The organism is Branchiibius hedensis, assembly GCF_900108585.1.
GTDB classification, from domain to species: domain Bacteria; phylum Actinomycetota; class Actinomycetes; order Actinomycetales; family Dermatophilaceae; genus Branchiibius; species Branchiibius hedensis.
The window spans coordinates 2,876,645-2,891,349 of the sequence record NZ_UESZ01000001.1; the positions used below are offsets into that span (position 1 = coordinate 2,876,645).

14 protein-coding genes and 3 tRNA genes are annotated in these 14,705 nt (G+C 67.0%); 13 read left to right on the forward strand and 4 right to left on the reverse strand.

What is annotated here, in order from left to right:
• Positions 1-34 precede the first annotated feature (34 nt).
• Positions 35-592, forward strand: coding sequence for a hypothetical protein (locus DR843_RS20125; RefSeq protein WP_170119874.1), 558 nt, complete (start codon positions 35-37; stop codon positions 590-592).
• Positions 593-754: 162 nt separating this feature from the next.
• Complete coding sequence (locus tag DR843_RS13915) at positions 755-1,360, forward strand: hypothetical protein (RefSeq protein WP_109686728.1); 606 nt, start codon at positions 755-757, stop codon at positions 1,358-1,360.
• A 6-nt stretch (positions 1,361-1,366) separates the two neighbouring features.
• Here DR843_RS13915 and DR843_RS13920 read toward each other — a convergent pair whose 3' ends face one another.
• Entirely contained in the window at positions 1,367-2,632 is a 1,266-nt protein-coding gene (locus DR843_RS13920; protein ID WP_109686730.1) for a polysaccharide deacetylase family protein, read from the reverse strand.
• Positions 2,633-2,791: 159 nt separating this feature from the next.
• Between DR843_RS13920 and DR843_RS13925 the strand changes: the two genes are divergently transcribed.
• Positions 2,792-3,304: a hypothetical protein gene (locus DR843_RS13925; RefSeq protein ID WP_109686732.1), complete on the forward strand. Its 513-nt coding sequence runs from the start codon at positions 2,792-2,794 to the stop codon at positions 3,302-3,304.
• On the opposite strand, the gene DR843_RS13930 is transcribed toward DR843_RS13925, so the two are convergent.
• Positions 3,279-3,740, reverse strand: coding sequence for a hypothetical protein (locus tag DR843_RS13930; RefSeq protein WP_109686734.1), 462 nt, complete (start codon positions 3,738-3,740; stop codon positions 3,279-3,281). The two genes, DR843_RS13925 and DR843_RS13930, sit on opposite strands and share 26 nt — an antisense overlap.
• A 48-nt stretch (positions 3,741-3,788) precedes the next feature.
• Between DR843_RS13930 and DR843_RS13935 the strand changes: the two genes are divergently transcribed.
• The 5 genes from DR843_RS13935 (at position 3,789) to DR843_RS13955 (ending at position 5,865) form a co-directional block, all read left to right on the forward strand.
• Positions 3,789-4,829: a PHP domain-containing protein gene (locus DR843_RS13935; protein WP_281268856.1), complete on the forward strand. Its 1,041-nt coding sequence runs from the start codon at positions 3,789-3,791 to the stop codon at positions 4,827-4,829.
• A gap of 80 nt (positions 4,830-4,909) precedes the next feature.
• A tRNA-Glu gene (locus DR843_RS13940) sits at positions 4,910-4,982 on the forward strand.
• Between the two features lie 30 nt (positions 4,983-5,012).
• Positions 5,013-5,086 (forward strand) — tRNA-Asp (locus DR843_RS13945).
• A 31-nt stretch (positions 5,087-5,117) separates the two neighbouring features.
• Positions 5,118-5,190, forward strand: a tRNA-Phe gene (locus DR843_RS13950).
• 3 nt (positions 5,191-5,193) lie between these two features.
• A complete protein-coding gene (locus tag DR843_RS13955) occupies positions 5,194-5,865 on the forward strand; it encodes a phosphatase PAP2 family protein (RefSeq protein ID WP_109686736.1) in 672 nt (223 codons plus the stop codon).
• Here the strand turns inward: DR843_RS13955 and DR843_RS13960 are convergent.
• Both DR843_RS13960 and DR843_RS13965 read right to left on the reverse strand, forming a co-directional pair.
• Entirely contained in the window at positions 5,833-7,050 is a 1,218-nt protein-coding gene (locus DR843_RS13960) for a sodium:proton exchanger (protein ID WP_109686738.1), read from the reverse strand. The genes DR843_RS13955 and DR843_RS13960 overlap by 33 nt on opposite strands.
• Positions 7,051-7,234: 184 nt before the next feature.
• On the reverse strand, positions 7,235-9,103 hold the full coding sequence (locus DR843_RS13965) for a subtype A tannase (protein WP_109686740.1): 1,869 nt from the start codon (positions 9,101-9,103) through the stop codon (positions 7,235-7,237).
• A 157-nt stretch (positions 9,104-9,260) separates the two neighbouring features.
• On the opposite strand from DR843_RS13965, the gene DR843_RS13970 reads away from it, so the two are divergent.
• The 5 genes from DR843_RS13970 to DR843_RS13990 all read left to right on the forward strand — a co-directional run bounded on the left by DR843_RS13970 (position 9,261) and on the right by DR843_RS13990 (position 14,686).
• Positions 9,261-10,238 carry an SMP-30/gluconolactonase/LRE family protein gene (locus DR843_RS13970; RefSeq protein ID WP_109686742.1) on the forward strand — a complete coding sequence of 326 codons (978 nt, stop codon included), beginning with the start codon at positions 9,261-9,263 and terminating at the stop codon, positions 10,236-10,238.
• A gap of 32 nt (positions 10,239-10,270) precedes the next feature.
• On the forward strand, positions 10,271-11,953 hold the full coding sequence (locus tag DR843_RS13975; protein ID WP_109686744.1) for an ABC transporter transmembrane domain-containing protein: 1,683 nt from the start codon (positions 10,271-10,273) through the stop codon (positions 11,951-11,953).
• Positions 11,950-13,665, forward strand: coding sequence for an ABC transporter ATP-binding protein (locus DR843_RS13980; protein ID WP_109686746.1), 1,716 nt, complete (start codon positions 11,950-11,952; stop codon positions 13,663-13,665). Before DR843_RS13975 ends, DR843_RS13980 begins: the two co-directional genes overlap by 4 nt.
• A gap of 43 nt (positions 13,666-13,708) precedes the next feature.
• Positions 13,709-14,308 carry a copper resistance CopC family protein gene (locus DR843_RS13985; RefSeq protein ID WP_109686748.1) on the forward strand — a complete coding sequence of 200 codons (600 nt, stop codon included), beginning with the start codon at positions 13,709-13,711 and terminating at the stop codon, positions 14,306-14,308.
• A 180-nt stretch (positions 14,309-14,488) separates the two neighbouring features.
• Positions 14,489-14,686 carry a DUF3073 domain-containing protein gene (locus DR843_RS13990; RefSeq protein WP_109686750.1) on the forward strand — a complete coding sequence of 66 codons (198 nt, stop codon included), beginning with the start codon at positions 14,489-14,491 and terminating at the stop codon, positions 14,684-14,686.
• Positions 14,687-14,705 lie beyond the last annotated feature (19 nt).

Consider the following 14,705-nt stretch of genomic DNA (forward strand, 5'->3'; position numbering starts at 1 on the left):
GATCCCCGGCCTCGTCGCGCCAGCAGCGAACGCCGTGAACCACGTATCCGCCGTAGCACCCGACCCCGCGATCGTCACCGACACCGCCGACACCCCCGACGCAGGAACCCCAGCAACCCCGGTCACCGTCACATTCCGCGTCTCACCCGCCACCAACGCGCCACCCGAAGACCGGGTATCCATCAACCGAGTCGAGGCCACCGGCACGTACTCACCCGCCGCGACCGGCGTGTCAGCATCCGCGCGCGGCGGCGCAACACAATCCAGCCCGACAAACCCCACCAGAACCGCGAGCACCGCGAACGACAACCACCGCAACGACCCCAACCACACGCGCATGCCCCGAACGACCCTTCAGCCACACCCGGCCACCACACGGCAGCAACTCAGGCAGCACACAACCTGGCAGACAATTGAGCGCAACCTGTCGATACGCCGCAATTTCTCGCCTCGGCGCGTTGCTGTCCGCCAAGCAGGGAACCCATCACGCAACCTCAAGAGTGAGAATTGCGCCAACGCGCGAAAGAGTATGCTGCTCAATGACTTTCGAGGACATGTGATCACCGCTGGGCTCAACGAGCACAAGGCGTAACCACGACCGTTGCGATACTCTTCCCAGAACATTGGTGGCTTGTTTTCAGGATTCCCCAAGTATTGGCGGGCGACCAAGGAAGGACAACCCCGCCGCTTCGGGTGTGTGTGCCGAAGAGCCCCCGCCGGCACACGGTTACGTTAGAACCATGAGGCAGCCCGCGTGACCCTGGACCGCTTCCGCGGCCAGATCGCCGGGGTAGGAAGCACCAGCGGCGTGCGGGTCGTCATCGGGCACTGGCCGCAGTCACCTTTCGGTAGCTTCACCGATGCGATGGTCGCGAACGCCGCCGGCCACCGGGTCCTGATTGCGCCCACCCACGAGATCGCTGAGTACGTCTCGCAGACTTACCAATTCGACTCGGTGACGGTCGCCGACATCCGCTTCACGCCCCGCGACAAACAGTGGGACTTCGACGGTGGCGGCTTATCGGTCCGCCTGGGCATCGGCCGACGGACCGTGTTGGGCGCCCTGCTGCGGCCGATTCCGCGCAGCGTCTCCGCCGCCCCGGCACTCACCGCCGTCACCGATCCGATCGCGCGAATCCTGTTGCGCGGCGTACGGACCCGGGGAACGGCTGGGGGCGGACGTCGCGAGTATTACGGGGCACACGACGTACGGGCGATCGAGAGCCTGTCGGGGACCTGGCAGGGCCAGGACTTGGGCGCCCTCGCGCCGGTCGACCCCACGCCCGACTTCGGCTTCTCCAGTACGCCGCGCCGCCCGTCGGTTACGGACGTCACCACTACGATCGACCAGTGTGACTGACCGAGGTCAACTCATCCAACTACTAGCTGGCTCAGCACCTCTCAGCGGTTGCAGGAACTCTGCCCACCCACCCGGTGGCTTGGTTCCGAAAGGCAGCGTCCGTAGCCGCGCCAGGATCGCCGGATCCTGCAGATCGAGATAGTCGGCCAACTGGCGGAACGACACGATGTGCGTGTTGGGCTTCTTCGACACCTCGTGCATGACCTCTTCGACCGCATCCATATAGATGCCAGCGTTCCAAGTCTCGAAGTGGTTGCCGATGATCAGCGGTGCCCGGTTGGAGTTGTAGACGCGGTTGAAGCCGGCCATGTAGGAGTCGATGGTCTGCTGCTTCCAGGTGGCGTGCATGCTTACCGGACCCTGCGTCACCTTGGACTGGTTGAACATCATGTTGTAGTCCATCGACAACACCTGTCGATTCGGGTGGCCAGCGAACGGAATCGACTGCAGATCAACGGCCCACAGGTTACGAACCTTCTTCGGCCACATCTGAATGCCGTTGGCACTGGAGTCGTAGCGCCAGCCCAACTGGGACGCCGCAATGCGTAGGTTCTCACTGCCTTGCAGACACGGAGCCCGGCTACCGATCAGTTCTCTCTCGTAATCGAACGGCAGCGCAGGCAGATCGGTGAAGCCGGTGTTGGTTTTCCAGTTCTGCACGAACGACTTCGCCTGCGCGATCTCGTCCTTCCATTGCTCTGGCGTCCAGGACCCGACCCCTTTGGGGTCGCAAAAGTGACCGTTGAAATGCGTGCCCACCTCATGTCCCTCGTGCCAGGCCTCACCGATCCCGCGGATCGTCTCGTGGACCGAGTGATCGTCGAAGTAGCCGATCGCGGAGGCTCCGACGGGCTTGTTCGGCGGGTGATAGAGCGACTTCTTGGCCGACGGCAGGAACCACAGCCCGGACAGGAAGAGCGTCATGGACGCACCGGTCTCCTTGGCGATCCCGCGGAACCGGTCGAGCAGCATCTTGCCCTTGAGGTTGCCGGCGCCATCCCAGGAGATGACGACCAGTTGTGGTGGCGTGTCCCCGGGCCCGAGTTTCTGCCAGGTCGGCTGGTGCGGTTGTGGCCCGGTGTCCGAGGTGGATCCGTCCCCGATCAGTCGGATGCCGCTCGGGGTGACGGTGGACGGACCCGGTCCCGGGGGACGGGTTCGACGAGCCGCCGCGGGCGGTGCGCCGTCGGGGTTGCTACAGGCAGCAAGGGCTGACGCCGCTCCTGCTGCCAACCCGCCACCAAGTACTGCGCGTCGTCCGATGTCGGCCATGCCGTCTTCCCGTCGTGCTTCGTCGACTGGCCCCCGAGGCCCGCCTTTCACAACTGCTGCACAGCAACGGTAGGTCGGCGTGCTGAAAGCCCTCTGCAAGCTGCCTTGCGTGTTGCCGGGTTGGGCGGGCCCGTCCGGGGCCCGCCTAGAGTGGGCGTCATGGCAGATTTGAGCGCTTCCAGCCCGCTGGTCCGCAACGCGATCAGCGCCCTGACCGCCGGCGCGATCACCCTGGTGTCTCCGGCCCGTATCCCCCGTTCAGCGCGCCGCGGGGTTTCACTTGCCCGGACCGCGACCTCGCTGGCCGCGCTGGTCGGCGATCGGATGCCCGGCGTCGTCGACAACAAACTGCCGGCCCGCGCCTCCGCGGTCGTTGGCCAGGCCCAGACCGCAGCACCGTTCGCAGGAGCGACCGCTGCTGGGTTCGCCCTGGTCACCTCGGGATTGGCCCTCAAGGCCGACCAGAAGGTCGAGGCCCTGCTGACCAAGCGAGGCGTCCGTCAGCCGCGCCTGGTCATGTCGCTCGGAGTGGTCGCGGTGGTCTTTGCCGTCAACACGCTACGGCCCAAGATCCAGGCCGCCATTGCCGAGCGGGCCCGTGGCGTCGTGCCCCGGCCGAACCCGCCCGCCGGCACGAACGTGGCCGCTACGACTGCAGATGGTGCCAGCTGAGCAATAGCGCCGAGACCAAGAAGACCACCGAACCGATCGGCGCGAAGGCCCGTCCGGCTCGGGCGACCGCATCCGCAACGGGCACGCTTGCGCCGCGTTCGAGGACTTTCATCGCCGCTGACCGCTGCCAGCGAAACCTCGCCGGAGCGAGCGATACAGCTAGCGGCACATAGGTTGCAATCACCAACGCACACAACGGGATTCGCAGCCAGAACCAGCGATTCCACTGCTCGGCATAAACCGCGAGTGCGAGTACGACGAGCGCTGCCACCAGTGCGGCAACCTGGCTGACAACGACGGCTCGCCGGGCCCGCTGGGGGTCACCGTTCGCGCGCCGGAGCAGCCACTCGACGTACGTTGCGGCGATCCGGCGCCGGACCCACCAGACCACGGCAGCACCCAGCGCCAACGCAAGGGGCACCAACCAGAACCTCATCGCGTGCACCCTACCCATCGGCGTACGCCGCGGTGGCAGGGTTGAGGGGTGACCACGCCCGACGGCCTTGAACCTCTTGACGCGCTGCGCCGCATTGCCTTCCTGATGGAGCGCGGCCGCAAAGGGACCTACCGGATCAAGGCGTTCCGCAACGCTGCCGACACGGTTGCCGGGCTGTCGCCGCAGGAGCTCGCCGCGGCGTACGAACAGGGGCGGTTGGAGGACCTACCCGGCATCGGGTCGGCGACGGCACTGGTGATCCAGCAGACGCTGGACGGGCAGACGCCGGACTATCTGGCCAAGCTGGAGCAGGAGTCGCCTGAACACCTCGTCGACGGCGGCGAGGAATTGCGCGGGGCCCTGCGCGGGGACTGCCACTGCCACTCGGACTGGAGCGACGGCGGGTCCCCGATCCAGGAGATGGTCGCCACGGCCATCGAACTGGGGCACGAGTACCTGGTGCTGACCGATCACTCGCCGCGGCTGCGGGTGGCCAACGGGTTGTCGGTGGAGCGGCTGACCCAGCAACTCGGCGTCATCGAGACCATCAACGCGCACGTCTCCGACTTCCGGTTGCTGCCCGGGATCGAGGTCGACATCCTCGACGACGGTTCGCTCGACCAGACCGACGCGATGCTGGACCGGCTGGCTGTCCGAGTCGCCTCAGTGCATTCGAAGCTGGCGATGGACAGGGCCCCGATGACCCGACGCATGGTGGCCGCCGTCAGCAACCCGCGGGTGAACATCCTGGGGCATTGCACCGGCCGCCTCGTCGAAGGCGACCGGGGCAAACGTAAACAGTCGACGTTCGATGCTCAGGCCGTGTTCCAGGCGTGTCTCGAGCACGACACCGCAGTCGAGATCAACTCCCGCCCCGAGCGCCAGGATCCCCCCGATGAGCTCCTGACGATGGCGCTGGAGATGGGCTGCTTGTTCTCCATCGACAGCGACGCGCACGCCCCGGGACAACTGGACTTCCAGCAGTACGGGTGCGCTCGCGCGGAGGCCCTCGGGGTGCCGGCGGAGCGGATCATCGACACCTGGCCGGTCGAAGAGTTACTGGCCTGGGCTAACCGTTTTGGTGGTTAGGGCGCGCCTCGCCTATAGTTGCGGAGTCCTCGACGGAACCGGGCTGCCTGGCTAAAGACACGGTGCGGGACCTCGAGTAGGTCCCCATCGTCTAGAGGCCTAGGACACCGCCCTTTCACGGCGGCAGCACGGGTTCGAATCCCGTTGGGGATACGCATGGCAACATGCAGGTCTTGTCACCAAGGCCCCGTAGCGCAGTTGGTTAGCGCGCCGCCCTGTCACGGCGGAGGTCGCGGGTTCGAGTCCCGTCGGGGTCGCTTTTCATACCCACTCGTGGGTGTGAAGTTCGGCCAGATAGCTCAGTTGGTAGAGCGAGCGACTGAAAATCGCTAGGTCGGCGGTTCGACCCCGTCTCTGGCCACAGATGCCTTCACGTCGCCGCGATGTGCGGCACCACACCACCGCCCTCGGGATCATCATCGGGGCGGTCGTTCTTTTCGTCCTCCTGGCGATCCAGGTGCGGACCAACACCGGCCTGGTGCACCTGGACCGACGCATCGAGGACGCCGTCGATGCCGCCCGTACGCCGAGCCTCACCACCATCGCGCACGCCGTGACCAACCTCGGCCGGGTGAGCGTCGTCGCCGTACTCGCCGCCGCCGCCGCCGCGCTGCTGATGGCGATCCGTCGCGACTACCTCGGGCCACTCGCGCTGGGGCTGAGTCTTGGGGTCACCGGCCTGACCGTGACGGTGGTGAAGCATCTGGTACGCCGATCGCGGCCGCCCGTGGCCGAGATGCTGGGTGCGCCGCCGAACTCGTTCTCCTTCCCCTCCGGACACTCCGCCGGGTCAGCGGTCTTCCTCGGTGTGCTGACACTGCTGCTCCTGCGCACGATCCGCCATCGGCTGGCCCGGGCGGCGATCGTGGCCGGCGCTGTCGTGCTGGCGCTCGGCGTCGGCTGGTCCCGGGTCTACTTGGGTTTCCACTGGACCAGCGACGTCATCGGCGGCTGGTTGGTGGCAACCGCCGTGCTGACCCTGACGGCGGTCGCCATCACGGCATCAGGCGGGCGTTTTACGGAACGGCGCCAGTAGCGTCGGCAGCAGATGCTTGCGCTGCACGACGGCCACCCCGACCGCAATCACCAGATAGATCACCGACAGGATCAGCCGGCCCTGGGTGCCGGTCACCGCGAACTGCACCACGAAGAGCCCCAGCAACGTCCACGCCGCCCAACGGTGGAACCGCAGCCCCAGCAAGATCGAGATGCCCATCAAGGTTTGCGCGGCCGTGAGGAAGACCTCCTCGACCTGCCGGTCGTCCAGCACCAATGCGGCCTGACCGCCGCCCGCCATATAGGCGATGGGCAGCGACCCGATCAGCAAGGTCCACTGGTTGATCTTGGAGGAGACCAGGGTGGCGATGGCCGCCGTGCCCTTGCCCCGCCACGCGAACAGCACCGCGATGATGAACTCCGGCGCCTCGGAGGCCAGCGGGGCCAGCCACTGCACCAAGAGGAATTCGTCGATGCCGAACTCCTTGCCGGAGGCGACAAGAGATTCGGCGAACGGTTCGGCGCTGGCCAGGATCACGACGGCGGCGAACACGAACAGTGCGACGACGGTGATGCGTCGCGGCCGCTGCGCCAGACCACCGATCGCGGCGGCGGTGCCGATCAGGTCCGGCTCCTCGGCCTCGCCGCGGGTCAGCTTGAACATGTAGAAGCCGAACCAGGCGATCAGCGCGACACCGAGCACGAGGTGGATCTGTCCGGTGATCGGGATGATGAAGGCCACGATGCCGGCGATGAGCAGAAAGCCCAGCTCCATCCGGTTCCCGGCCTCCAACGCCAACGCGGTCACCGGGCGGTCGGACACCCGATTGGCCACGTAGAGCGAGACCAGGACCACCAGCGGCCAACCCAACCCGAGCAGGAGGCGGTTGGACCCGGTCATGTTCGCCGCGGCGTACTGCACATAGTCGGGGTTCGAGCCGGCCGTGTAGGCGTAGTAGAGGTCAACGGCGTACTCGGGCAGCACGGCGATCAGGGCGAGTACGGCGATCGCCAGGCCACCGGACACGTCCACCTGGGCCGCCTCGGCGGCCCAGGCCAACACGAAGGATGCCGCCACGACCGCGGCACCGAAGACGAGCAACTGGATCAGCGGCAACGGGTGCGCGGAGCTCAGCCGCAGCACGATCGCGGGAATGGCGATGACGCCGGCGATCAGCAGGGAGCGAATCAGGACACGTGGTCCGGGAGGTGACGTAGCTGTCATGGGGCTTCCTCGGTCAGGGCCGAGGGCCACGGGACAGACCTCGGCCAGCTGGTTCTGGCCGAAGGTCTCGCCCACCGCAGATACGGCGAACTGGCCGGGCGCATGGCGCCAGTATGTCGACCAGCTCTGTCACCAGGAGGTGACCGGGCTACTCCCCTTCGCAGTGGCAAAGGCTAGCACCCGATCAGGCCGCCGCGGTCTTCTTCACCCAGGCGATGAAGTTGGTCGTCGCATCGCCGGTACGTTCGGCCATCGTGTGACCCAACCCCCAGACCGTTGCGAAGTCGAGCGAATCGATGCCGAGGTCGGCCAGCGCCAGGGCGAGATTGATCTCGGTGGTGTTGGCGGTATCACCCTGCATCACTCCGGTGCGGATCCGCCAGTGCGGGGCGACCGTCGAGGTCTTGTAGCCCTTGTAGAAGTCCGACAGGTAGTACATCGGGTTGTACATGTCCTGCCGGACCAGTGTCGTGGTGCCCACACTGTCGGTCTTGGCGAAGTCGGTCGCGTACTCGGACGCGGCGTACGCCGACTTCCAGTTGGTCAGCTTCGCGTAGCTGCTCTGGTGGGCGGCGATGACGTCCTTGCTGTTCTGGGCGAAGTGCAATCCCGTTGTGCCAGAACCGAGGACGACATTCTCAGTCCGTGATCGGTCGGGACCGTCGAAGGCGCCGACCTCCTTACTCGGCGTCTTCTGACTCGTGACGAAGCCGCTGAGGTTCAGCACCGTCGCCTTCTTGGTGGTCGTGTCGTACTTCACCCAGGTCGAGTCGCTGTTGAGGTAGTCGATGTAGTCCGCGACCGTCTTGTACGTCGTGGACGAACTCCCGCTCGTCCCGCCGGACGCCGCGGAGCCACCGGAGGGCGCTGTCCCACCCGAAGGCGCTGACCCGGTTGGCGCACCGCTGGGGGCACCGCCCGACGGCGGGCCGCCCGACCCGCCGGGGGCTCCTGCCCCGCCCATACCGGCCATGGTCTGGTTGTTGGGCGTGTAGGGGAAGGTCGTGTCCGACAGGAAGTTGTTCAGTGACTGCGTGAGCACCTCGATCAGATGGTCGTAGTAGCTGCCCGACAGGTAGTGCCCGCTGGAGGACGTGGCGAGCGAGAGGTTCGTACCCGAACTGTCTTTCAGGGCAAGCTTGTTCACGTACGCCGCGAACGAGTCCGCGAGGTCGCCCGAGTAGGCCGCGGTCCAGGTTCCGCTCGCTCTGGTCCCGGTTGTCGCGAACTGGCCCATGTTCCATTCGTAGGCCGCGTTGCCGTAGTCGAGGTTGGTGATCGGACACCACGCCATCACACCGTTCACCGCATCACTGATCGCTGCGCCGGAGCTGTCGGCCATCGCCGCCCCGATCGAATTCAGGTGGGCTGTGTAGAGGTCGGAATCGCCGGCGGCACCGGCAATGACGCTCTCCGCCCCGCCACCACTCATCCCGAAGACGTAGACCGCGTCCTTGCGCCCGGGCAGGTCGGCCAGATTGAGTCGCACGTACCGGATCGTGGCCTTGAGGTCCGTCACGCCCCACGGTGCATTGCCGTGGTAACTGTTGCTCTGCGAGTCGCGGCCACGCAATCCCGGTGCGACATAAACGAATCCGGCCTTGAGGTAGCTCGACACGTCGTTGTAGCTGTATTTGGTCGGCGGTTTCTGGGCGGCGTAGCCCGGTGTGTTCACGGGTAGCACGATCGGTGCCGTCCTCGCGGTGAAACCGGAGACCGACCCGGACTCGTTCACCGTTGCCGTGTAGCTGCCATCACTGTTCTTGGTGGCGGTGAGGTACTTGCCCGGCACGTAGACACCGAGCGTCTCGTAGTCCTTGGCGGCCGGTTTCGCCGCATAACTGATACCCAGTTGGTAGTAGACGTCGTTGGTCGAGTCGTAACTCCAGCCTTTGCTGTTGAACGCCAACGATCCAGCGGCTACCGCGGTCGCCGTGGTGGCAGTCGACGTTGCCGCTGCCGTACCGGTCTCATCCGAACACGCGGCGAGCGCCACTCCGGCCGCGGCCGACGCCACTACCCCTTGCACCGCAGCTCGTCGACTAATGCGCATCACAACTCTCCTTGGCTCCCGCGACGGGTCGAATCCCGTTGCTGAACAGTGAGATTAGGGATCCAGAAGCAGCGCACTCCATGGCGATCCTGTTGGTTCCCTGTGACGGCCGGGTCGCTGCCGACCTGGCCTGTCGGCCCAGCCCTAAGCTCAACCCATGGCAGTAACGACACAGATCGTGAAGTCCGGACTCGGCGCTCCGGAGTCGCTGCGCTGGCACGACGACGCGCTCTGGTTCGTGGACATGGTCAGCGACGGCGGCGTGTGGCGAAAGCCGCTCGACGGTGACCCGGAATTCGTCACCAGCGTGCCCGGCCGGGTCAGCGGGATCGGCTGGCTCCCGGACGGCCGCCTGCTGGCGGTCTCCATGGACGAACGGATCATCTACCGCCTTGAGCACGACGGTTCGCTCGCCCAGCACGCCGACTTCAGCGACATCGCCAGCGGCGACGGTAACGACCTCTACGTCGACCCGGAAGGCCGCGCTTACGTCGGCAACTTCGGGTTCGACCTGCACGCCTCGCGCAAAGTGCAGTCCAACTCGATGCTCTACGCCCCGCCCGGCCCGCCGAGCACGCCGCTGGCGATCTTCGATGCCGACGGCCAGCTGCTGGGTAAGACCGACCCACTGCTGTTCCCCAACGGCATGGTCGTCCTCGGCGACGGCCGCACCCTGGTCGTCGCCGAAACCCTGGGCATGCGCCTGACCGCGTTCACCATCGCCGACGACGGCACGCTCACCGACCGGCGAGTGTGGGCCAGCCTCATCCCGGCGCCGCTGTGGTCGGCCCTGAACCACCCCGGACCCCTCGGCCGGGTGACCCGACGCGTCTCGGCCGCGGTCGACGTACCGGCACTGGCGAAGTACTCCAACACCCAGATCGCGCCGGACGGGATCGGGCTGCACTCCGACGGGCAGACGATCTGGGTGGCCAATCCACTGCGTAACGAGTGCGCCCGGGTCGCCGAGGGCGGCAATATCCTGCAACGGGTCCGGACCCGCCAGCCGGCGCTGACCTGTGTGGTGGGTGGGCCCGATCACGACATCTTGTTCATCGGCACCACCCCGGACTACGACCCGGACAAGGCGCTGGCAGCAAAGGCCGGTCTGATCGAGTCGATCCCGCTGACTTAGGGTTACCTCACTTGAGGTGACATGATGCCGGGGTGAGCGTCACCTCATCCGCCCCGCCCGTGACGGGCAGGGACTTCCTCAAAGCGGCCCTTCGCGCCGAACGTCGACCATTGTTCGGCTCTGCGGTGCTTTTCAGCCTGCACCAGTTCGGTGAAGCGCTGGTGCCGGTGATCGTCGGCGCCACGATCAGCCAGGCGATCGACGGCGGGACCGTCCGCGACATCATCTTCTGGTTGGGCGTTCTCGGCGCGGACTTCCTCTTCCTGTCGGTGTCGTTCCGCCTCGCCGCGCGCACCAACAAACGCACCCAGCAAGTGATCGAGCACCGCATCCGAATGTGGCTGACCGACCGTCTGGTCGCCTCGGGCGCGACGACCGAGCACCTGCCCGGCGACCTGCTGACCCGGGCCTCCAGCGACGCCATGCGGATCGGGGTCTTCGCCCGGGATTTCGCCCGCAGTCTCGCGGCCGGCGCCGTGATCGTCTTCGCGACCGTGTTGCTGTTGCGCAGTTCGGTGTTGCTGGCCGCTGTCGTCGTGATCGGCACCGTCATCCTGCTTCTCGCCGAGCGAGTCATCGCCCGCCGAGTCACCCGGCGCAGCGCCGCCGAGCAGGAGCAGCAGGCTCGCGCCGCCACCCTCGCGCAGGATCTGCTCAAGGGGCTTCGGGTGCTCAAAGGCATCAATGCGACGGCCCCCGCCGCCGCCGACTACCGCCGCGTGAGCAACCAGGCGGTGCAAGCCTCGATCCACGCCATGTCCGCCGAAGCCACCCTGGCGGCGGCGGGCGCCCTGCTGTCCGGCCTCTACCTGGTGGTCATCGCCGCGATCGGCGGTTGGTTGGCGCTGACCGGGCACCTGTCCGTCGGAGCCCTGATCGCCGCTCTGGGCCTGGCGCGTTTCCTCGTCGACCCGATGCAGACCGTGTCCGAAGCGGCATCGGTGTACGGCCGCGCGGTCGCCTCCGCCGAACGCGTCGCGGCTTTGGATACCGACGGCGGGTTCAGCCGCGCAGAACCAGCACCTCGCGTCCAAAGCCGCGGGACGTACGCCGATCGCTGCCTCACCGCCCCACCTCACCTGACCGTCGAGAACCTGCCGCTCGGTGACAACGCGACCTATCTCCTGACCGCCAGCTTCGAACGCGGTTGCACGGGCATCGTGTGCGACGATCCTGCAGTCTGCGCACGATTGATGCGCATCCTCGCTGGCGACGAACTCCCCTCGGGCGGACGCCTCGACGGTCGGCCGTTGGTGAACTTCCACGATGCCACGCTGCTACCTGGCACCATCCAGGAGAATCTCGAAGCCGTCGCCGCGGACCCAGCGATCATCGATCGTGCGGCACGAGCGGCGTACGTCGATGAGGTCGTCGCCAGCACACCCGACGGTGCCGCAACCTACGTGGGTGAGCAGGGCGAGCGCCTCTCCGGCGGCCAGCGGCAACGCGTCTCTCTGGCTCGGGCCCTGGCGGCCGACCGACCGGTGTTGGTGCTCCACGACCCTACGACCGCAGTCGATTCCGCGACGGAGGACCATATCGCTGACGGCGTCACTCGGCTTCGGCAGCACCAGCTCACCGTGGTCATCACCACCAGCCCGGCCTGGTTGGCTCGCTGCGACCGGGTCGTGCACCTGGGCGCACATGACTGTCGCATCGACCGCCACGAGTCGCTGTTGCAGACCCAGGACTACGCGCTGGCGGTGATGCGATGACCACCGCCGTCCTCCCCGTCGCCGACGGGCGGCAGATCCGCCGCTATCTGCGCACGCTGCTGCCCGGGCGACGACTGCTGCTCATGGGCACGATCCTGGTGATGCTCGGCGTCAGCCTGCTCAACCTGGCGATTCCCGTCGCGATCGGCTGGATCACCCAGGCGGTCGTGGACCGTCGCCCGGCGAGCGCGTTGACGATCCCCATTGCGCTGCTGACCGTCGCGGTGATCGCCGGAGCCATCTGCACCTACTTCGCGCGATTCCTGCTGTCCCGCCTGGTTTTTCCCGCGGTCGGCGCTCTTCGCGAGGATGCGCTCAGCCATGCCGTGGACCTGCCCATCGACGTCGTCGAGGCCGGCGGCTCCGGAGACCTGATCTCCCGGGTCTCCGGCGACGCCGAGCGCGTGACCGACGCCGCCTCGGAGGTGCTGGGCTACTTCGTCACCTCGGCCCTGGCGATCGTCGCGGCGTTGATCGGCCTCGCCGCGATCGACTGGCGCTTCGCGCTGGCAGGCCTGCTCGCCGTACCCATCCAGGCGCACACGTTGCGCTGGTATCTACGCCGGTCCCGGCCGATCTACGCCGGTGGCCGGGCCGCCGACGGTCGACGCGCCGCCGCGCTACTCACCGGGTTCACGGCGCTACCCACGTTGCGAGCGCTGGGCCTGACCGGGCAGCAGCGCGACCGGATCGAGACCGCTTCGCGAGAGTCGATGAGTTACGAACTGGCGGCGATGCGGACCATGACACGGTTCTGGGGCCGACTCAACCTCGCTGAATTCGTCGGTCTCGCAGCGATTCTGCTGACCGGCTTCCTGCTTGTCCGCAGCGGAAGCACCTCGATCGGTGCCGCCACTGCCGCCGCGCTGTTCTTCGCCGGCCTGTTCGGACCGATCAACGGGGTGCTGGCCACCTTCGACACCCTCCAACAGGCAGCGGCCGGCGTCGGGCGTCTGGTCGGCGTCACGACCGTGCCCCGCCACGAGCCGACGTTCGCGACCGGCACCGACCAGGTCGTGGAGGCCACCGACGTGACCTTCGGGTACGCCGATGGGCCGGCTGTCCTGCGCGACGTCACCCTTCGCGTCGGACCGGGTGAGAAGGTCGCCATCGTCGGAACCACTGGCTCGGGTAAGTCGTCACTGGCCACGCTTGTCGCCGGATTACGCACTGCCCGAAGCGGATCCATTCGTTGGGGTACGTCGATTGAGCAACGGCCGGTGGCCCTCGTCGCCCAGGAGACCCATGTCTTCGCGGGCACGATCACCGACAACCTGCGACTGGGTCGGCCGGATGCCACAGACGAGCAGATCGCGCAGGCGATGACCGAAGTCGGTGCCGATGGTTGGGTCCGCACCCTGCCCGACGGCCTACAGACCACGGTGGGTGGCGGCGGTCGGCCGCTGACCGCCGTACAGGCCCAACACCTCGCGCTCGCCCGGGTGCACCTGATGGATCCCACCCTGGTGGTGTTGGACGAAGCGAATGCCGAGGCCGGCAGTGACACCAGTCGGCAACTGGATCGCGCGTTCGAGGCGGTCGTCCGCGATCGTGCCGCGGTGGTCGTCGCGCACCGCCTCAACCAGGCTGCGGATGCCGACCGGATCCTGGTGATGGAAGCCGGGCAGGTCGTCGAAGAAGGCACGCACGCCGAGTTGGTCGGAAGCGGCGGCCGGTACGCGGACCTCTGGCACGCGTGGTCCGCGTCGTGATGGCGATTGGCTGCCCACCCCACCCGCAACGGATACTTGGGCCATGCTTCGCACTGCCGCGACCCGGTCCCTGCTCGCCTTGATCGCGCTGTTGGTGCTGCCGGTCACGTTGCTGGCTGGTGCGCCCACCGCGAGCGCGCACGACCGTCTCGTGTCGAGCAACCCCGCCGACGGCAGCACGGTCTCCTTCCCCAAGCAGATCACGCTGACCTTCAACGAGTCGGTGGCCTCCGTCGGGGCGGTCATCGTGGTCAAGAGCGGCGACCAGGAGTGGCAGAACGGGGTACCGAAGGTCGATGGCCGCACGGTCACCCAGCAGGTGCGCACCGGTCCGGCGGGAAGTTACACCGTCGCGTGGCGGGTCACCTCGGCCGACGGGCACCCGATCAGCGGCCAGTTCTCGTTCACTGGGACAACCCCGACCACCTCCACCTCGACCTCTGCGACGACCAGCAGCGGTACCGTCGCCGGCCTGCCCGGAGCGGTGACTTCTCCGGGCCTGCCGACCCAGCAGAAGCCCACGGACAGCACCAACAACGCGCCCTGGATCATCGCCATCGGCGCCCTGGCGGCCCTCATCGTGATCGGTCTACTCCTGGCGATCGGGCAGCGACGCCTCAAGGACGACGAACCGGCTGCGTGACACCCGCGGCCTTTTGGCCCGACCGGTTCGGGAAACCTGTGACATCTGAGGTACCGTTGGCAGCACGACAAATGCCCAGGATCCCGGGACCCCGGACATCGCACGTGTCTGACTGGTCTGCCCAGTTCAACAATTGCGACGACCGGCAGCCCGGCACACAAGACATGAGGGGGTCTCGCCATGGGGCGCGGCCGGGCCAAAGCCAAGCAGACCAAGGTTGCACGGGAGCTGAAGTACTTCTCCCCCGACACCGACCTCAACGCACTCGAGCGGGAGCTTCGCCATGCGAACCCGCACGAGCCGGAGTCCGTCACCGAGAGTGACCAGGACGACGGTGATGAGTACGACGACTACGCCGACTGGGCAGCGCGACACTGACTCCACCTTTGTGACGTCG